We start from the raw sequence: 17744 nt of genomic DNA, 5'->3' as shown, positions 1-17744 counted from the left end.
TTCTCCATCGTTGAGCACCGCCCGCGCGGCTGCTAGGCGAACCCGATGGCGACCTCATCCGACCGACCCGCCCCACCCCCCGTGTCACAGGAGTCCCGCGCCCGCAGGCTCGGTAGCCTCCGGATGATCTGGCGCTACGCCAGCCGCTATCCAGCGCAGTTGCTCGTGGCGGCTATCGCTCTTGGCATCGCTGCGCTCGCGACGCTCGCGATCCCGTGGCAGTTCAAGGAGATGATCGACAGCGGTTTCGTCGCGGGCGGGGGCGACGTTGCGCCGCATTTCCGGCTTTTCTACGTGATCGTCATTATCCTCGCCCTGGCAACCGCGCTCCGCTTCTATTTCGTGAGCTGGCTTGGGGAACGCACGGTCGCAGATATCCGCCAGGCGGTGCAGCGCAATCTCTTGCGGCTAGCCCCCGGCTTCTTCGAGGAAAACCGCCCTTCCGAAATCGCGTCGCGCATGACGTCGGACACTGCGATCATCGAGCAAGTGGTCGGCACCACCGTCTCGGTTGCGCTTCGCAATCTAGTCATGGGCGTGGGCGGCATTGCCTATCTTTTCACCCTCTCGCCCAAGCTGACGGGCGGCATTCTGATCGGCATTCCCGTTATCATCATGCCGATCGTCCTGCTCGGGCGCCGCCTCCAGAATGTTTCACGATCAAGCCAGGACCGCGTCGCCGACATAGGGGCGACGACCGCGGAACAATTGGGAGCGATGAAAATCGTCCAGGCTTTCGGCCAGGAAGCGCGAGAGGCCGAGCGTTTCGGCGCCGCGGTCGAAAGCAATTTCGCTACCGCGAAGCGCCGTATCCGCCTCCGCGCGGCCATGACAGCGATCGTGATCGGATTATTGTTTGGCGCCATCACCACGCTGCTCTGGTACGGCGCCGCGGGTGTCGCCGCGGGTACGATCACCGGCGGCACGATCGCGGCTTTCGTCCTCACCGGCGGCCTGGTGGCGGGCGCCTTCGGCGCGCTCACCGAAGTCTATGGCGATCTTCTGCGTGCCGCGGGGGCGGCCGAGCGGCTTTCGGAATTGCTCCATGCCGAACCCGAAATCGCGCCGCCTCCGCATCCACGCAGCTTTCCCGAACCGTCGCTAGGGACGCTCGAGTTCCAGAAAGTCGAGTTCCGCTATCCGACGCGTCCCGACGCCCCCGCGCTCCATGATTTCAGCCTCGCGATCTCGCCGCGAGAAACTGTCGCTATTGTCGGTCCGTCCGGCGCCGGGAAATCCACCCTGTTCCAACTTGCAGAACGCTTTTACGACCCTCAGGCTGGAGTGATCCGCCTCGACGGCGTCCCGCTGACCGAGGTCGACCCAGCCGACCTTCGCGCTCGCATTGCCATGGTGCCTCAGGAGACGGTTATCTTTGCTGCGTCCGCTCGGGATAACCTGCGCTATGGCAACTGGTCCGCGAGCGATGAGGAGTTATGGGAGGCTGCGCGCGCGGCCAATGCCGAGGGTTTTTTGCGCAAGCTTCCACAGGGGCTCGACACCTTCATGGGCGAGGGCGGCGCGCGCCTGTCGGGCGGTCAGCGCCAGCGCGTGGCGATTGCCCGCGCGCTGCTGCGCCGCGCCCCGCTACTTCTGCTCGATGAAGCGACCTCGGCGCTCGATGCCGAGTCCGAGAAGCTTGTTCAGGATGCCCTCGAGACGCTGATGCATGATCGCACGACGATCGTTATCGCCCATCGCCTCGCGACGGTGCGCGCCGCTGACCGTATCATCGTGATGGACGAAGGGCGCATCGTCGAGGAAGGACGCCATGAAATGCTCGTTGCGGCGGGCGGCCTCTACGCCCGGCTGGCGCATCTGCAATTTCAGAGCAACCCCGACACAGCCTGACCAGAGGAGACCCTGAATGCTGCATGCCATTACCGTGCCTGCCTACGAAGATGCGCTGCGCGCCCTGTCAGCCCAGCTCGACAAGGCTCTCGCTTGGGGGGCCGAGAATAATGTCGGTGAGCTACAATTGCTCGCGGCACGGCTTGCCCCCGACATGTTCCCGTTGCCAACGCAAATCCGCTTTTCCTGCGGTCAGGCGCTCCAAGCCGTCTCACGGCTCGGTGTCGCCGGCGCGCCCGACTTCGCAGATGACGCGGACAGTTTCGCCGCGATGCAGGCTCAAATCGCCCAGACGCTCGCTTTTCTGTCCGCCATCGAACCCGCGAGCCTGGGCGAGGACGGTGCGCGGCCCATCGAGTTTTCGCTTCCCAACGGGATGATCTTCGATCTCAGCGCCGCAGCCTATGTTCGCGACTGGGCCCTGCCCCAATTTTATTTCCACATTGTCGCCGCCTATGCGGTCATGCGCCACATGGGCGTACCGCTCGGAAAGGCCGATTATGCGAGCTACATGATGCAGCATCTGCGGCCCGGTACGGCGCCCACCGCCTGATGATGGAACCGGCCTGATCAGGCGCCGCCTTCAAAACGTCTGCGCTGGGATGTTGCCGGATCAGGCACCGTCCCTTACGGTCTTGGATCAGTCCGTCATATTGCTGAAGGCACGGAAAGGCGATCCGCGTTCCGCCACTGCGGCGAATGGCGCCAATCGCCTCGTCGACCCGCAGATAACGCGCATGGGCTTCGGGTGCGAGCATCAGCGGAGCAGCCTCCGGACGCTCTGCGCCCGCCTTCACGAGGAATCCCCATTCGGCAATGTCGACCGCCTCGTCGTTCCAGCGGATGACATCGGCCGTGTCGATCGTGACGTGGTTTACATCGCCCGCGGGGGCTGGGAGCTCGGACCCTTGCGGTAGCGTAACGTCTACGCTGTGGATGGGCGGAGGAATGAAGGAAATGTCGATCGCTGCTTCGATCTTGCGAAGCAGGTGATCCTTCCGGACCAGCGCTTCAAGCGTAACCACCTCAGGAACGGTCTGGATAGGGCGAGACGTTCTCAGCAGATCCATAGAATCACAAAACCCCGGCTCGCGCCAGGGCATTGTCGGGAGTCTGAAGGGCGGCACCTTCCGGTACCGCCCTTCTTTTTCATTCCAGTCCCAGTCGGGATGGAAATCAATCTTACATGCCCGAACCCGGACCGTAAGTGATTTCCACGCGCCGGTTCTGGTCGTTGCGAACGCCATCGGCCGTCGCAACCGCCGGGCGGGTTTCGCCAAACGCCTGCGTCGTGATCGAGGTATCGGCAACGCCACGTGCGGTCATGTAGCTGCGCACCGCATCGGCACGACGCTGCGAGAGACCGACGTTGTAACTGGCCGAACCCGAACGGTCGGCGTGACCGGCGAGCATGACCTGCTGACCACTGCAGCCCTGGTTGTACGCGCTGATCGCGTTGTCCAGCGTCGAAGCCGCTTCCGGAGTGATCGCCGACTGATCCCAGTCGAAGTACACAATGTAGGGCCCAGGCGCGCACACCGGCGGCGGCGGCGGGGGAGCCGGTTCGGGCGGCGGCGGCGGCGGCGGCGGCGGAGCCGGCGGCTCAGCCGGCGGCGGCGGCTCTGCGCCACCGAAGTTGAAGGTCAGCGTTCCGAGAATCGAGTGCGACCGGAAGCGCGTCGAAACGTCGCGGCCGAGCTGATCGACGAGGTCGAGCCCGCTGGCGTTGAAGAAACGATACTTGAGGCCAGCATCGATATTGCGGGTGAGCGGAGCACGGATGCCCGCGATCGCCTGCCACGCAAAGCCCGTGTCCGAATCGTCGAGGAACGGACCGGCGAAGACCGGGGCGACCTTCACGCGCGCGACACCGGCACCACCGCCAACGAAGCCCTGCAGGCCATCGTCGTCGCCGAAGTCGAACATGCCGTTGACCATGAAGCTGAGCGCGTTGGTGTCGCCGTTCAGATCATATGAGCCCGTGTTAAGCGGACCCGCGCCCGAAGCTGTACCCGGGATACCCGGAGCCACGAAGCGACCGCTCTTGATGTCAGCTTCACGGTAGCCGACTTCCACTTCAGCGCGGAACGCGCCGAAATCGTAGCCGACGGTACCTTCGAAGTCATAGCCCTTCCGGTGATCGAGAGTGCCGGCATTGTCGACGGTGCCGATATCGAGATCCATGTCCTCGACCAGCATCACGCCACCACCCACTCCTACATACCAGGAGTTGTCGCGCGCGATTGCGGGCGACGCAAGGGCAGTGGAGGCCAACGCCACGGCGACGGCAAGCTTCCTCATAGAAATTCCCCTTTCAATTGAGATTTACGTCTCGTCAGACGTCCTACGCGTCGCTTTGGTTCCACGCAAGATAACAAATCGCAAATCTGTTGCCAAAAAGTCGCACTTCTGGCTGTAAAGCACCAAAATCTCAGGCTGAAATCAAGGGCTGCTTTACCATAACCGCCCGACGCGGGCCTCAGATTTTGCGTGTGCAGCCGAAATTCACTGCCCCGATTCACGATTGCGCCGGGTTCGACCGATACGCCCCATAGCCGGCGCGGTTGCGCAGCGCCCTTCAGGCCGGGACCACCAGCGCCGCGTCCACATGCCGCCCGATCAGAGCGCCACCTGCACAGCGTCGAGGCCCAGGCAGCCGGCGCCCTCGAAAGTGCCGTCGTCGGCCTGCGGGCGGGAGGGCGGCACTTGGCTTCGCGACCAGAAAGAGAAAAGCGCTCCCCTTTTCCATTCGCTTCGTTTATTCTCTTCGCCATCAAAATCACTGTAAAACGGGGAGCCGCAGGATGCTGATCACCGCCCTTCTTCTGGCCGTCGCCGCGCCTTCGCCCGCCGAGGCCGTCAGCTCGACACGCGCCGCCTTCACCAAATGCCTGCGCAGCGATCTCAAGAAATCGCTCGATACCAAAAAGTCGCCCGCGGATTATGAGACCGCAATCAAGACCGTTTGCCAGTCTGAGCGCGACGCCTTTCGCAACGCCGTGATCGCGTTCGACCGCGCCAGCGGCGATTCACAGGCCGACGCTGCAGAAGACGCCGACATGCAGATCAACGACTATCACGACAATTTTATCGGTCAGTTCAAGGATTACTCCGAGTCCAACACCATGCCGGCTGACTGAATTCAGCTCCCTCCTTGCGCGCAAGGGAGAAACGTAGGACCGCGCTCCAAGAATGGGCGGTGACAGACGCTGTCCTGCTCCAACTGGGTTTTGCTGCGCAGCGCCAGCCCGGTCCCACCGGCGCCGAAGCCCCCTATCCAATTTCGGATTGCGTGCCGCCGTTCGTGCTGATCAGCTTCCAACGTCAGCGCTTGGCGCCCGGCCCGGCCCGAAAGGGGTGGCCGAAACCGGGCGCCGCATCGCGCACCAGCCGCTGAGCTGGCGGCGAATTTCTCCAGCTTGACAGCTTTTTATTCGAGGATCGCTTCGACCACCCGCTTGGTTGCATGGAATTGCACAAAAGCCTCTTCTTGCCGCCTTCCCGGAAATGATCTCGCTCGCGCTCTGCGCTCGAGCCGCGCGGAGGGAAAAAGCTGCCAGCGCTGGCGTTCACCGTTCAGGCCGGAAAAGTTCGCACCAGAGAGACACGCAAGATGATCGGGCAGCGCCCGGCTCGATCCGAAACGCCAGCCTGGTTCTCAATAGCCGACCGGCAAGCCATTGGCCCCGATCAGCGCGGTGATCCTCAGAATGCTTTGCGCCACTGCAGCTCGACATAGCGGCCACGCGGATCGATATAGCCCGGCTGATAGATCAAAGGCACCGTCCCGCTCGCGTCGGTGACTTTGCGCTGCGCGTCAAACAAATTGTTCACCGACAGCCGCAACCGCGAGTTCTTGAGGAACGCGAGATCCTCGGTCAGCTTGGGCATCTGGTTGAAATCGGCAAAGAGGCGCAAATTGAAGGTCGCCAGGTCGTGGAAGCGAAGATCGCCGTTGGCGCCGCCCGCCACTGTGCTGCCGCTGTCATATTTTGCGCCGACCCGGGCGCCGATTCCCTTGTAGAAGACCCCCCCGTCCAGTTCGACTAGGTGGCGGGTGCTCCCGCCGCCATTGCCCGTCGCCGATCCGTTGAGCAGATCGAGCTCGGGAACGCCGGGGCCGATCAGTACTTTGTCGGTCAGCTTGATGGTATGATAGAGTGACACCTGCCAGCGACCGCCCTGCTGGGCGCCGCCGAATGCCCCGCCGCGTCCGCCCCGGCCGAAGCCGCGGCCACCGCCGCGCCGCGGACCATCCGCTGCCGCCGGCGGCGATGCGGTCTGCTGGCTCTCGCCGCGAACCGCGCGCTCGGGCCGCGGCGGGGTATCGCCGCCTTCGACCGGCGGCGCGCCCCGGCCCGCCGGGCCGCCGCCCGCAATGCGGCGGCCTTCGCCACCAGGGGCCCGGGGTTCAGGTTGACCAAAGCTCTTGCCAAAATTGACGCCCCAGCGAATTTGCGAATTACTGGCGCGGTCGAAGTTAACCGGCCTCTGATCGACAGCGAGCAGAGTGCCGTCCGGCGCGCGCGTCACACGATCGGGGAAAGCCCCCTCAATCTCGGGGGTCAGCGGCGGGAAGCTATTCGCCGTGTCATAGCTCTTGTTTCGGTTGTAATTGACTGAAAGGCGCAGCCCCTCGACCATCGGAACCTCCCAGTTGAGCCCCAGCTTGAAATCCCGCCGCCGCTCGGGGAGCAGGAAAGGATTACCTCCGGTGGTGGTCGTGATCAGCCCCGTCTGCCCGGTCGCAAGGTCGTAGTAGGTGACCCCCTCGGTCGTGAGCGGCGCGGCGCCGAGCTGCGTCACGCTGGGCGCTTCCTCGTCGCTGTTGAAGCTCGCAACGAGCGAAAGATTGCTGGTTACGATGAAATTGAGGTTCGCACCCCAATTCGTCAGCGTCTTGAAGTCGCTTGGTCTTTGCACCTGCCCGCTCAACGTCGCCGAAACGCGAATCGGCCCCACGCCATAATCGGGATCGAGCAGCGGGATATTGAGCGAGCCAAACACGCTCGGCACATCGCGCGAGAGGTCAGTAGTCGTCACCGCCCCGCCGCGCTGCGACTGACTGTCGTATCGCAGCCCCGAATAGCTCGCGGTCGCCGACAAACGAAGCGGGCCGGCCCAAGCTTCGCCCAGACTGCCCGAGAAATTGGTGTTAGCGCCAAAGCTCTGCTGAGAGCTGTCGAAGCGGTCGCGGGTACCGCCCGCGCGGTCGGTCAAGGTGCGCGTGTCGGCGTCGGCAAAATTACCGGTGACGGCCCAGCGCCAGTCGCCGAGCATACCATTGACGCTGGCGGAGCCCGTCCAGTTCTGCGTGCGGGTTTCGCGGCGCAGCGGGTCGCCCGCTCCGCCCAGATCAGGGCCGAGCAGGTTCAAACTGTCGGTCTGGTCGAAGCGCAAGCTTACCGACGCTTCGGTGACCTTGTCGATGTTGCGCACCAGCGTGCCGTCGATGACATATTGGTCGCTCGCCGATGAGAGACTGCGAGCCGCTGCACCTGCTGCAAGGACCGGGTCATCGTACACGAGGTCGCGCTCGCTCTCGAGCAACATCGTCTGATGTTCCCAGCTTGCGTTGAGGTTGAGCCTCCCGTTCTTTCCGATCGCAGTAAAAGCGGGTTCCAGCTCGCTCATGAACTGGCCGCCCTGCGTTGGCAGGCCCGCCTCTGCCTCAACCGACATCTGCCGGAAATCGGCCTTCAGCACGAAATTGACCACCCGCTCCGTCGCGGCATAACCGTATTGCAGGGCTACTTCTTCGGGAAAGACCTCGACTTTCGCGATGGCCTCGGGAGGGATGTTGCGCACCGCACCAAAGCCCGAGATGCGGCGGCCGTTGACGAGGATTACAGGGCGCCCGCCGCCGCGGCCGCGCCCCGACCGCGTGATCGGCTCGAGCGAGGCGAGAAGCTCCTCGATAGACGAGGCGCCATAACTTGCGATTGCCGCCTCATCGAGCTCGGCCTCGGCCGCGATGTCGGTCTCCAGCTGCCCGGCGAGGCGCTGGGCGGTGACAACGATCTCGCCCTCGTCCTCAACGTCATAATCGGTTTCTGGCACGCTCGTGCCGGTGTCGAACGACTGATCGTCCGGGGCCACCGCGCTCAAATCGGACAACGTATCGGCATCGGCGGCAGACGCAGGGCCGGCTAAAGTTGCAGCACCTGCAAGTAACAGGGCGCGAACAGACATGGAAAAGCAGAGGTTTTTCATGGGAAGGAGAGCCTTCATATGGTCTTGTCTTGGTTTTTTCTTAGTTACGCCGGTCTGAACCCGGCCTGACGGCGATTCGTCCCGGCGGTTCATCTCGTCGCAATTTGTCGCAGCATTATGGCAACGCGATAAAAGTTCGACGAGTTCCCGGCAGCGACCGCTAGACAGCAGCGACGCGCCTCTTTATCGGCCCCCCATGCCGACTCCAGATAACTTGCCCGCCCCCGAATCCATCCTGATCGTCGACTTTGGCAGTCAGGTCACTCAACTCATCGCCCGCCGCGTACGCGAGGCGGGCGTTTACAGCGAGATCGTTCCTTTCAGCAGCGCCGAAACTGCGCTCAAGCGGATGCAGCCAAAGGGCATCATCCTTTCAGGCTCGCCCGCATCGGTGCCCGCCGCGGGCAGTCCTCGCGCGCCGCAGGCGATCTTTGACAGCGGCCTTCCGATTCTTGGCATCTGCTACGGTCAGCAGGTCATGACGCAGCAGCTCGGCGGACAAGTCGAACCTGGCGGGGCAGACGGTGAGCGCGACGGCGAATTCGGCCGCGCCTTCCTGACCGTTACCGAACCTTGCGTACTCTTCGACGGCCTATGGGACGTCGGCGAGCGGCATCAAGTGTGGATGAGCCACGGTGACCGGGTGACCCAGTTCGCTCCGGGTTTCCGTATCGTGGCGATCAGCGACGGCGCGCCCTTCGCGCTCATCGCCGACGACGCGCGCCGCTACTACGGAACCCAATTCCACCCGGAGGTCGTACACACGCCCGACGGCGCCAAGCTCATCGCAAATTTCGTCCGCCACGTGTGCGGCTGCTCGGGCGACTGGACGATGGCTGAATTTCGCGCCACGAAAATCGCCGACATCCGCGCGCAAGTCGGCGACCAACGCGTGCTCTGCGGTCTGTCGGGCGGTGTCGACAGCGCGGTGGCAGCGGTTCTGATCCACGAAGCAATCGGCGAGCAGCTCACATGCGTGTTCGTCGATCACGGTCTCCTTCGCATGAGCGAGCGAACACAGGTCGAGCGGCTATTTCGCGACCATTACAACATCCCGCTCGTTGTCGTTGATGCCGAGGAGCGCTTCATGGCGGGCCTCGCAGGGGTCACCGACCCCGAAAAGAAGCGTAAGTTCATCGGCGCCGAATTCATCAATGTATTCGAAGAAGAAGCGAAGAAGCTTGGCGGCGCGGATTTCCTCGCCCAAGGAACCCTCTATCCTGACGTGATCGAAAGCGTTTCCTTCACAGGCGGGCCGAGCGTGACAATCAAGAGCCACCACAATGTCGGCGGCTTACCCGAACGGATGAACATGAAGCTCGTCGAACCGCTACGCGAGCTCTTCAAGGACGAGGTGCGCTTGCTCGGCAAGGAGCTTGGCCTTCCCGAGGTCTTCGTCGGCCGCCATCCCTTCCCCGGCCCTGGCCTCGCAATCCGCATCCCGGGCGAAGTCAGCAAGGAACGCTGCGACATCCTGCGCAAGGCCGACGCGATCTATCTCGAGGAAATTCGCAACGCGGGCCTCTATGACGCCATCTGGCAGGCATTCGCGGTACTGCTTCCCGTCAAGACTGTCGGGGTCATGGGCGACGGGCGCACCTACGACCACGTCTGCGCGCTGCGCGCCGTCACATCAACCGACGGCATGACCGCCGACATCTACCCGTTCGACGCGATCTTCCTCAGCCGCTGCGCAACGCGCATTATCAATGAAGTGCAGGGCATCAACCGCGTGGTTTACGACTATACATCGAAGCCGCCGGGCACGATCGAGTGGGAGTGACGGATACAAACGGCGGCAATAGCGTAGTTTCGGCGGTGGTTTTCGCCTTCGCTTGATTGCTGTTCTGGTTCGTCTTTCACTCCCATTAGCTGGTCTACTCCATCTGTCCCGCCGGACTGATCTGCGCGCACTCGCCGGATGATGTAAAACGGCTTCGATGGGTGGGAGTGCTCTGGCGTAGAATAGCGTGCATAAAGGCGGGTCTCCTTCGCGCCTCATGTCGGTCGTTTGTGTCTTCGCTCAACGACACCCATAAGCGGACTCTATCTTGCAAGCACGATATCCAGTCTCAGCAAAACGATTAGATGGACACGCAAGCTATCGCTTCTTGGGAACAAAAACGCTTCAATATGGCTGTAAATAAATGGGAGCTGTGCTCTCGATTTGTTGTGACGCGATGCTATGGTTTCGTTGAGAGAGGGGCGACCGTCCGATATGGCACAAACTTGCTTGCGGCTGGCACTTGCGTCATGCTCATCCTGAGGCAGGCCTTTGTGGTCGGCGGGCCGACAGTGCGTTTGCACCGAGCGGGCGATAGTCGACGCCAAAGATTCGCGCTTCAGCGCGGCCGAGCAGTATCGGCTCTGGCCGCATGAGGTTCCATCGTTTAGCGAGCAGCGCCATGGCAAATGCTGGCATCACATGGACGAATAAATCCGCTCTGGCGCTCGCTTCGGGCGCCGACCCTCTCACTGCCGTTCAGGAAGCAGCGCGTGCGCTGGTTTTGCGGGCACGCGAGGCCGGGTGGCAAGGCCCCCCATTCAATCCTGTCAAGATCGTCGAACTGCTCGGCGCCAAGATGTCGGCGAACGCCAATATCGCCGATGCCCGACTTTTCGAATTAGACGGTCGTCCCGTTATCGAATTCAATCCGCAGCAACCCAGAGAGCGTGTGCGCTTCACGATAGCGCATGAGCTGGCGCACTTGTTGTTTCCTGACTGGCGAGACGAAGTGCGAAATAGGAGCCGCCACGAGAGCGAGGTGGATAATTGGCAGTTGGAAATGCTGTGCAATATCGCAGCGTCTGAATTCGTGCTGCCGATCGGCAGTCTTCCATCGGGCATCGACGTTGCGCCGATCGAAGATCTCATGCGTGAGCGCCGCCGTTACGATGTCTCTGCTGAAGCCTTTCTGATTCGCCTTGCAAAGGTTGCAGAAGCTCCTGTCTCGGTGTTTTTTGCGTCGCCGGTCAGCGGCGGCGAGCATGGCCGCCGGTATCGGGTCGACTATGCCGTTTCTTCGCCGCTAGCCCCGCGGGTGGGGGTCGAAGGCCGGATTATTCCCTCTGAGAGTGCCGTTCATAATTGCACGGCCATCGGCCATACCGACCGAGCAGTCGAAAGCTGGTTTGTCGCTGGAGAAACGCCGATCGAATTTGTCGGAATCCCGGGCTATCCCGGATCGCGTTACCCGCGCGTTGCCGGTATCGTCCGTTTCGGCACAAGAGAGTTCGACAAGACCCCCATTCGCCATATTCACGGCAATATTCTCGAGCCGGTGGGCACCGGCAGCAAGTTGCTGTGCCAACTCGTCAATGATAAGGCGACCAGATGGGGCGGCGGTGTAGCGAAGAAGTTCGCCCGAAAATTTCCGCAGGCTGAACTCCATTACACCGAAACTTTTCTGTCGCTGGGGCCTGGCGACCGGCTCGGTCGCGTTCTATTCGTAAATCTTGGCGAAGGAACCGAGCTTGCGAGTATTGTTGCGCAAGAGGGGTTCGGCCCGTCCTTGTTCCCCAGATTGCGTTACAGCGCCTTACAATCGGGATTACGCGAAATAGCCACGAAAGCCGTCGCAACGGGAGCAAGCATTCACATGCCACGGATCGGGACGGGATCGGCTGGCGGCGACTGGGGGGTCATCGAGGAAATCATAGAAGACGAAATGGTCCGGGCAGGATTATCAGTCACGGTCTATGATATCCCCCCCAGACGAGAGCAGTTCGAGCTCTTCGATTGAAGAAGGGTAGAGATCCGTTTCGGGTGGTACTGGTTTCGGGCGCTATTTGCTCGGGAAAATCCGCACTCGTCGATCAGCTTCGCGAAAAACATGCGGCGACGGTGGTGAAAACCAAGGATCTAATCCTAAGGAAACTGCCGAGGACGAAAATTGAGCGGAAAGCTCTTCAAAAGGCCGGCGAAAAGCTCGACAAGTCCGATGGTGGCGAATGGGTTGCCGAAGCTCTCCAGCGCGAGATCGAAGCGACTTCGATAGAGCAGACGCCCAAGGGCTTGTATGTTGTCGATTCCGTCCGAATCCCTGGTCAAATCAACGCCATCCGCACTGCCTATGGCGCGGACGTTTTTCATATTCACGTGACTGCTGATCCAGCGGTATTAAAACAGCGATATCTCGACCGAGCGCGGAACGAGGATGCCGGTGTCGAATATGAAGCGCTCAAGAAAAATAAGACAGAACGCGACATCGGGCAGCTTGCCGCGCTGGCTGATGTGGTCGTCGACACTGATCGTTGTACGGCGGGCGCCGTACTAGTTCGCGCGACCGCGCTGCTCGATCTATATCCGCGTGGCGGCGAAAAGCTCGTCGATGTCCTAATCGGCGGCCAGTATGGCAGCGAAGGCAAAGGTAATATCGTCGGGCATATCGCAACGGAATACGATTTGCTTGTGCGTGTCGGCGGACCGAATGCCGGTCATCAAGTATTCGCCGAGCCAAAGCCGGAAAAATATTATCACTTGCCATCGGGAACGAAACGAGCACCGAACGCTCGCCTCCTTCTCGGGCCTGGGGCTGTCATAAACCCCAAGAAACTGCTCGACGAACTTGCGGAACACAGTATCGACCGCGACCGCCTCACCATAGACGCTCAGGCAATGATCATTAGCGACGAAGACATCGAGGAAGAGGAGAGGCTATTCGGCAATATCAGCTCGACGGCGCAAGGCGTTGGCGTTGCCTCGGCAAGAAAGCTCACAGGGCGATCGGACTATAAATCCGGAGAGAAGTTGTTCCTTGCAAAGGACTGTGAGGACCTGAAGCCATTTATCGGTAGCGCCCGAAAGGTTCTCGCCGACGCGTTTGTCAATGGTCATAGAATACTGCTGGAAGGGACGCAGGGAACATCGCTCAGCGTGCACCACGGGCAATATCCGCATGTTACGACACGCGACACGACCGTCGCCGGATGTCTCGCGGATGCCGGGATTGCGCCCTCGAATGTGAGACGGGTCATCATGGTCTGCCGAACCTTTCCTATTCGCGTCGGCGGTCCGTCCGGGCCGATGGAGAATGAAGTCGACATGGAAGAAATTCATGTTCGAAGCGGCATTCCGCTGGACCCTCTCAAGGTGGCCGAACGCACGACGACGACTAATCGGCCGCGGCGGATCGCCGAGTTCGACTGGGAGCAGTTCAAGGACTCGGTGCAGCTCAATGGCCCCACAGATATTGCGCTCACTTTCGTCGACTATTTTGGTATCGAAAACCGCGAGGCATTTAGGTTCGAGCAACTGACCAACGAGACTATTCGCTTCGTCGAGGAAGTCGAACGCGTAGCTGGACGTCCGGTCTCGCTGCTGTCGACGAATTTTGGCTGGCGCAACGTCATAGACAGGAGAGCCTGGTGAACGACGCGGAACTGGAAGAGCTGATTACTAATTGCCCGACGTTGTACCATATGGCCGAGCGTGGCTCCTGGACCGCGATTAGAGAGCACGGGTTGCTGAGCACATCTGCGCTCATGGATCTCTACGGGATCGAAGGCGTTGCACGTGAGCAGATAGAGCGAATGCACCGACCCAAAAGCGTCGCGATCACCGCCGACGGCCTGCCTGGCGCAGTTATTCGCGATCAGATTCCGATGAGTGACAGCGGCTTGATTCGGGCACTCCCAGCCCGGCTGAAACCGCAAGACTGGTACGGCCTGCTCAACTCCAGGGTCTTCTTCTGGCTGTCAATCGAGCGGCTCCACAAACTGACCGATGCGAAGGCCTACCGGGATCACGAACATGACGTACTTGAAATCGATACCCGCGCGCTGATCGACGCGCATCGGGCCAGTATTACGCTTTGTCCGATAAATAGCGGTTGTACAAAGCCTTACCCGCGCGCGCGGGACGAGACGATATTTTCGCGCATCTCTGATTATCCTTACGCGGACTGGCGCAAAAAACGGGGCAAAAAGGAACGAGTTGTCGAACTTGCTGTCGATCATTCAGTTCCCGACCTTGCAGCGTACGTAAACCGTGTGATCGTGAAGAAGGGGGACGTCGAAATCGAGACTCTGTACGAAAAGGCCGATTAAACGCTTGCGGCCGCTTGAACTCTAACGGCCGAGCATCGCCTTGAGCCAAAGAATAAATCGGGTCCACCACGTCTCCGGATAACGCCCGGCATAATAGCTCTCGCGTCGCTGATCCTCAGCCGCACGGCCATTTGCAATCTGTTGTGCCGACCATCTGACCGACCATTCTATTTCACCCCGGCGGATCCAATAATGCGATTGGCAAGGCCGCTGCCAATTGCCGATGGAGGGATATAGAGATGGGCCTTGGGGATGATCCGTGAATTGCCACTCAGTGGCAGCAAGAGGTGTACGCACCTTTGAACCGCACCCGCACGCGCAGAGGTGTGCGGCAGTCTCAAATTCTTCCGAGACATAAAGCACGCCCGGCTCAAGTCTGGCCGGCATGGCGCGCACGCGTTCAAGCCGGATTTTCATCTGCGAAGTTCTCCCTGACGATGTGTATGTCACCGATGCCGAAGAGCATATGCTTCGCCTGCTCCGTGTCGTGGTAGAAGCCGCGTAATTGCTTATAGCGGATCAAGGCCAGACAGGCGTTCAGCGCGTTGAGTTCGCCAATCTGAATATTCGACCGATAAAGATCATTTTCGGTATCGGCCAGCTCGACGAGGCCGCGCTCGCGCATAGACGCTGCATCTTCAGCGCTGAAGTAGGTTGCGCGCATCATGCCGTCGAGAAGGCCATGTTTGCGATTCAGGCCCATGCCGACATCGATGAAGGGAATCCCTCGCGCGATCAGCACATCGAAAATTCCGGCGCGCGAAGAGCCTTTATCAACACACACAAAGGCGAATGTCACGCCGTCCAAATGATGGGCCGTGCTTTCGTCGATATGAGCAGCCTGGATACGAAGCCCGTGGCGAAAATTTTCGTAGCGGCCATCGTAGACGTCGGCTTTGCTACTGCCAAGTTCAGCGGGGTCGAGGCGACCTGGCGATCGAAACGCGGTGTGGACATGGTAGGTGTCGCTATCGAAGCCCAGTACTTCAGGCACCGGCGTTCGCACGAGCAAGTCGAGCAGATAAGCCCCGGTTCCTCCGAGCCCTATGACAGCGACACGTTCGTCTGCAAATCCGGCATTTAGATCGGCAATCTGCGCACGCGAGGTGAGGGTGTCCTGGAACTTGAAGATGGGGTCAGACTCCATCGTTTCCACAACCCGGAAGGTGTGAGGAGTTGCACCAAATCGCTCGATCGCTGGACCCGAAATGATGGAAACGTAACTTTCGACCTTCTCCAAAAAGTCATCGAACTTGCCCTTCGGCATCGGCTTGTTGGAGAAGGAGCGCTGCACCGTGACATCGCCAGCAGCTGCGCTCAACTGAATCGATGTTTCCCCGCCGCCGAGGTTGGGAATTGCTGTCCCGTCGAGTTGATGCGGATGGCTACCTGCAAAGTAAATCTGGTGATCGTCCTGCTCTACGCGCTCGCTATCGATGAAAATTAGCTTGGCGACGATCGCACCCATTTGCAGCGCACCCGCCGCATCTAGGTACGGTATATCTCGGATGATCAGGCAGTTGCTGTCGAACGCGACAGCGAAGCCGCGTTCGACCAGCGTGGCCAGGTCCGGGTTACGACTGACCAGTTTCTGATACATTGAAGATCATGCCTTCCTTGACCTTGACGCTGGCTCCCGGTGCGAGCGTGCCTTCGGGCTTGTTCCCATGACCGCGCTTGTAGCGCACCGAGTAGGTGATCTCGGGGTGCTGGGCATAGTCCGGCACTTCGAGGGTCACGACCTCAGCGTAGCTAATGTCGCCCTTGGGCCATTCATGCTCGGTGCCTTCGACGACGATCGTGACGGTCTTCTTGGGCTTGTCATTACCCATGTCTTTTTCCTACTTTTTGCGGTTGGGGCGCTGGGTCAGCGCGGATGCGGCCGCCGTCTTTGCGGCCGCGCTGGACTTGGGGTCGCGGAGGACCTTCGACGCGGCCGTGGCCGCAGCCTTGCTCGTAACTTCGGGCTTCTTCGCCATTCTCTTCTACCTTCTCGACTTGACGACTTGCCCGATTCGTCGTACAAAAGACTACGTTTTCGTAGGTAGTTCCGGCAAAAAATATATGGACCTCGGGCGATCCATCCTTCCTACGATATCGTAGGTATACATGATCTGGGAACGTATAGTCAATGATTGAAGATGAATCCGACGACTTTGGCGCTCGGCTTGCCCGTGCGCGTGAGACGCGGGGACTGAGCCAAGCCGAAGTTGCAAAATTGGCTAAGCTGCAGCCGGCTGCCATCGGGCATTTCGAACGTGACCGACGTAAGCCGTCGTTTGCAAATGTGCGGGCGCTGGCACGCGCGCTAAATGTGTCGTCCGATTTCCTCCTTGGGCGTTCGGCGACAATGGAGGGTGCGACTACTGCGTTCCGAGGCGAGGAAAATCTCTCACATGGAGACCGCGAGCACATCCAGATGATGATCGATGTGATGATTCAGCGCCGTGAGTCTGGCTCGGAGTGACGGCGCCGAAACCTTCCTGGGCCCGCAAATGCGGCGAACAAAAGGCTAGGGAGCTGGGCTATGATTCATTCCCGATCGATCCATTTGAAATCGCGCGGGGCGAAGGCATAGAGCTTTCGCCCAAGAAACCGGACCAGATAGGCGTCAGTGGAGGCATCGTCTTTTTCGGGGACGATGTGGGAATCTTTTATTCGACCGATATCAAAAGCCTCGGTTTCCAGCGATTCACCGTGGCGCATGAGCTGGGGCATTATTTCCTCAAAGGACACCCAGAGGCGATACTGAAGATCGGCGCGGCCCATGTCTCACGAGCAGGTTTCACCGAAGGTGGGCAGGCGATCGAGATCGAAGCGGATCACTTTGCATCCGGTCTTTTGTTGCCGACAACGTTAGTGCGCCGCCATTTGGCGGACGAACCGATCGGGTTGGAGGGCATCGAAGCGCTAGCTGACGTGTCCCACTGCTCTTTAACTGCATCGGCAATCCGCACGGCCGAATGCAGCCCCTATCCTGTCGCGATCGTCGTGAGCCGAGGTGACGAGGTGCGCTATGCGTTTATGTCGGACGGATTTAAGCAACTGGGAGCGCTCACATATTTGCGCAAGGGCGATGCGCTCCCTGATACGCTAACACGTCGATTCAATGCCAGTGCCACGAATGTTGCATCGGGAATGCGTGCATGTGAGGAGACCAATCTGAATTGCTGGTTCAATGGGGATCGGCGTATCGCGCTGGACGAACAGGTCGTTGGATTGGGATCCTACGGCTTTACGCTAACTGTGCTTAGCAGCGACAATTTACCCGATGATCCTGACGAGGTGGAGGATGAAGAGGCTCAACTGATCGAAAGCTACACGCCAAAGTTTGCACGCGGTCGGTAAACTGCACTGGTTGGAGCGACCTCGCCGGGCCTCGCGCATGTTCCCATTATCTTCCGTTCTCATTCCGACTAATACCAAGTCTCATTGATCAGAACCCATGGGCCCAGTGGCGCATGCCAAGGGACATGATGCGCCAGGGCTGATCGACAAGGCGGTTCCAAGCGAAGCAGCAATGATCGACGATATCGGCGTAGGATTTGAAGATGCGGTTCGAAAGCCAGTTGTCGCGCATGAACTGCCAGACGTTCTCGACCGGGTTGAGTTCGGGACACCTCGGCGGCAGC

17 protein-coding genes are annotated in these 17744 nt (G+C 60.3%); 10 read left to right on the top strand and 7 right to left on the bottom strand.

From position 1 onward, the window contains the following. Positions 1-45 precede the first annotated feature (45 nt). Both B5X69_RS01580 and B5X69_RS01575 read left to right on the top strand, forming a co-directional pair. Positions 46-1851: an ABC transporter transmembrane domain-containing protein gene (locus tag B5X69_RS01580; protein ID WP_079636960.1), complete on the top strand. Its 1806-nt coding sequence runs from the start codon at positions 46-48 to the stop codon at positions 1849-1851. 16 nt (positions 1852-1867) lie between these two features. Next, positions 1868-2404: a DUF1993 domain-containing protein gene (locus tag B5X69_RS01575; RefSeq protein WP_079636959.1), complete on the top strand. Its 537-nt coding sequence runs from the start codon at positions 1868-1870 to the stop codon at positions 2402-2404. Between the two features lie 629 nt (positions 2405-3033). Here B5X69_RS01575 and B5X69_RS01565 read toward each other — a convergent pair. Continuing rightward, a complete protein-coding gene (locus tag B5X69_RS01565) occupies positions 3034-4152 on the bottom strand; it encodes an OmpA family protein (protein WP_079636957.1) in 1119 nt (372 codons plus the stop codon). 503 nt (positions 4153-4655) lie between these two features. Here B5X69_RS01565 and B5X69_RS01560 point away from each other — a divergent pair. Then, positions 4656-4991 (top strand): hypothetical protein, encoded by a 336-nt coding sequence (locus B5X69_RS01560; RefSeq protein WP_079636956.1) that lies wholly within the window; start codon positions 4656-4658, stop codon positions 4989-4991. Between the two features lie 59 nt (positions 4992-5050). Further along, positions 5051-5248, top strand: coding sequence for a hypothetical protein (locus B5X69_RS20825; RefSeq protein ID WP_139375624.1), 198 nt, complete (start codon positions 5051-5053; stop codon positions 5246-5248). A gap of 308 nt (positions 5249-5556) precedes the next feature. Here B5X69_RS20825 and B5X69_RS01555 read toward each other — a convergent pair whose 3' ends face one another. Continuing rightward, positions 5557-8064 carry a TonB-dependent receptor plug domain-containing protein gene (locus B5X69_RS01555; RefSeq protein ID WP_079636955.1) on the bottom strand — a complete coding sequence of 836 codons (2508 nt, stop codon included), beginning with the start codon at positions 8062-8064 and terminating at the stop codon, positions 5557-5559. A 196-nt stretch (positions 8065-8260) separates the two neighbouring features. Here B5X69_RS01555 and guaA point away from each other — a divergent pair, with 196 nt between their 5' ends. The 4 genes from guaA (at position 8261) to B5X69_RS01535 (ending at position 14112) form a co-directional block, all read left to right on the top strand. Continuing rightward, positions 8261-9847 carry a glutamine-hydrolyzing GMP synthase gene (guaA, locus tag B5X69_RS01550; protein WP_079636954.1) on the top strand — a complete coding sequence of 529 codons (1587 nt, stop codon included), beginning with the start codon at positions 8261-8263 and terminating at the stop codon, positions 9845-9847. Between the two features lie 622 nt (positions 9848-10469). After that, on the top strand, positions 10470-11807 hold the full coding sequence (locus B5X69_RS01545; protein WP_176141481.1) for an ImmA/IrrE family metallo-endopeptidase: 1338 nt from the start codon (positions 10470-10472) through the stop codon (positions 11805-11807). 23 nt (positions 11808-11830) lie between these two features. After that, a complete protein-coding gene (locus tag B5X69_RS01540) occupies positions 11831-13435 on the top strand; it encodes an adenylosuccinate synthetase (RefSeq protein ID WP_217699091.1) in 1605 nt (534 codons plus the stop codon). Then, a complete protein-coding gene (locus B5X69_RS01535) occupies positions 13432-14112 on the top strand; it encodes a DUF7002 family protein (RefSeq protein ID WP_139375623.1) in 681 nt (226 codons plus the stop codon). Before B5X69_RS01540 ends, B5X69_RS01535 begins: the two co-directional genes overlap by 4 nt. A gap of 21 nt (positions 14113-14133) precedes the next feature. On the opposite strand, the gene B5X69_RS01530 is transcribed toward B5X69_RS01535, so the two are convergent. The 4 genes from B5X69_RS01530 to B5X69_RS21280 are packed head-to-tail and all read right to left on the bottom strand — an operon-like array spanning position 14134 to position 16091. Further along, positions 14134-14529, bottom strand: a complete 396-nt coding sequence (locus B5X69_RS01530; RefSeq protein WP_079636951.1) for a ubiquitination-like system serine protease family protein — start codon at positions 14527-14529, stop codon at positions 14134-14136. Next, positions 14513-15712 (bottom strand): ThiF family adenylyltransferase, encoded by a 1200-nt coding sequence (locus tag B5X69_RS01525; RefSeq protein ID WP_079636950.1) that lies wholly within the window; start codon positions 15710-15712, stop codon positions 14513-14515. The genes B5X69_RS01530 and B5X69_RS01525 overlap by 17 nt, the downstream gene beginning before the upstream one ends. Next, positions 15687-15944, bottom strand: a complete 258-nt coding sequence (locus tag B5X69_RS01520; protein WP_079636949.1) for a multiubiquitin domain-containing protein — start codon at positions 15942-15944, stop codon at positions 15687-15689. The genes B5X69_RS01525 and B5X69_RS01520 overlap by 26 nt, the downstream gene beginning before the upstream one ends. A gap of 9 nt (positions 15945-15953) precedes the next feature. Then, positions 15954-16091, bottom strand: coding sequence for a hypothetical protein (locus tag B5X69_RS21280; protein ID WP_176141480.1), 138 nt, complete (start codon positions 16089-16091; stop codon positions 15954-15956). Positions 16092-16243: 152 nt separating this feature from the next. On the opposite strand from B5X69_RS21280, the gene B5X69_RS01515 reads away from it, so the two are divergent. Continuing rightward, positions 16244-16579: a helix-turn-helix domain-containing protein gene (locus tag B5X69_RS01515; RefSeq protein ID WP_079636948.1), complete on the top strand. Its 336-nt coding sequence runs from the start codon at positions 16244-16246 to the stop codon at positions 16577-16579. Continuing rightward, positions 16576-17460, top strand: a complete 885-nt coding sequence (locus B5X69_RS01510) for an ImmA/IrrE family metallo-endopeptidase (protein WP_079636947.1) — start codon at positions 16576-16578, stop codon at positions 17458-17460. The genes B5X69_RS01515 and B5X69_RS01510 overlap by 4 nt, the downstream gene beginning before the upstream one ends. A gap of 88 nt (positions 17461-17548) precedes the next feature. On the opposite strand, the gene B5X69_RS01505 is transcribed toward B5X69_RS01510, so the two are convergent. Further along, a partial coding sequence (locus B5X69_RS01505) for a transposase (RefSeq protein WP_176141479.1) occupies positions 17549-17744 on the bottom strand: 196 nt, incomplete at its 5' end.

It is taken from the genome of Sphingopyxis flava, from assembly GCF_900168005.1.
Lineage (GTDB): Bacteria > Pseudomonadota > Alphaproteobacteria > Sphingomonadales > Sphingomonadaceae > Sphingopyxis > Sphingopyxis flava.
Note: the sequence above shows the minus strand (reverse complement) of the source record. Positions and strands in the feature narration are given on the sequence as shown.

What these genes read in the sequence shown, in the direction of transcription:
- B5X69_RS01580 (WP_079636960.1), top strand. Translation starts at nt 46, where the DNA reads ATGGCGACCTCATCCGACCGACCCGCCCCACCCCCCGTGTCACAGGAG.
- B5X69_RS01575 (WP_079636959.1), top strand. Translation starts at nt 1,868, where the DNA reads ATGCTGCATGCCATTACCGTGCCTGCCTACGAAGATGCGCTGCGCGCC.
- B5X69_RS01565 (WP_079636957.1), bottom strand. Translation starts at nt 4,152, where the DNA reads ATGAGGAAGCTTGCCGTCGCCGTGGCGTTGGCCTCCACTGCCCTTGCG.
- B5X69_RS01560 (WP_079636956.1), top strand. Translation starts at nt 4,656, where the DNA reads ATGCTGATCACCGCCCTTCTTCTGGCCGTCGCCGCGCCTTCGCCCGCC.
- B5X69_RS01555 (WP_079636955.1), bottom strand. Translation starts at nt 8,064, where the DNA reads ATGAAAAACCTCTGCTTTTCCATGTCTGTTCGCGCCCTGTTACTTGCA.
- guaA (WP_079636954.1), top strand. Translation starts at nt 8,261, where the DNA reads ATGCCGACTCCAGATAACTTGCCCGCCCCCGAATCCATCCTGATCGTC.
- B5X69_RS01545 (WP_176141481.1), top strand. Translation starts at nt 10,470, where the DNA reads ATGGCAAATGCTGGCATCACATGGACGAATAAATCCGCTCTGGCGCTC.
- B5X69_RS01530 (WP_079636951.1), bottom strand. Translation starts at nt 14,529, where the DNA reads ATGAAAATCCGGCTTGAACGCGTGCGCGCCATGCCGGCCAGACTTGAG.
- B5X69_RS01525 (WP_079636950.1), bottom strand. Translation starts at nt 15,712, where the DNA reads ATGTATCAGAAACTGGTCAGTCGTAACCCGGACCTGGCCACGCTGGTC.
- B5X69_RS01520 (WP_079636949.1), bottom strand. Translation starts at nt 15,944, where the DNA reads ATGGGTAATGACAAGCCCAAGAAGACCGTCACGATCGTCGTCGAAGGC.
- B5X69_RS21280 (WP_176141480.1), bottom strand. Translation starts at nt 16,091, where the DNA reads ATGGCGAAGAAGCCCGAAGTTACGAGCAAGGCTGCGGCCACGGCCGCG.
- B5X69_RS01515 (WP_079636948.1), top strand. Translation starts at nt 16,244, where the DNA reads ATGATTGAAGATGAATCCGACGACTTTGGCGCTCGGCTTGCCCGTGCG.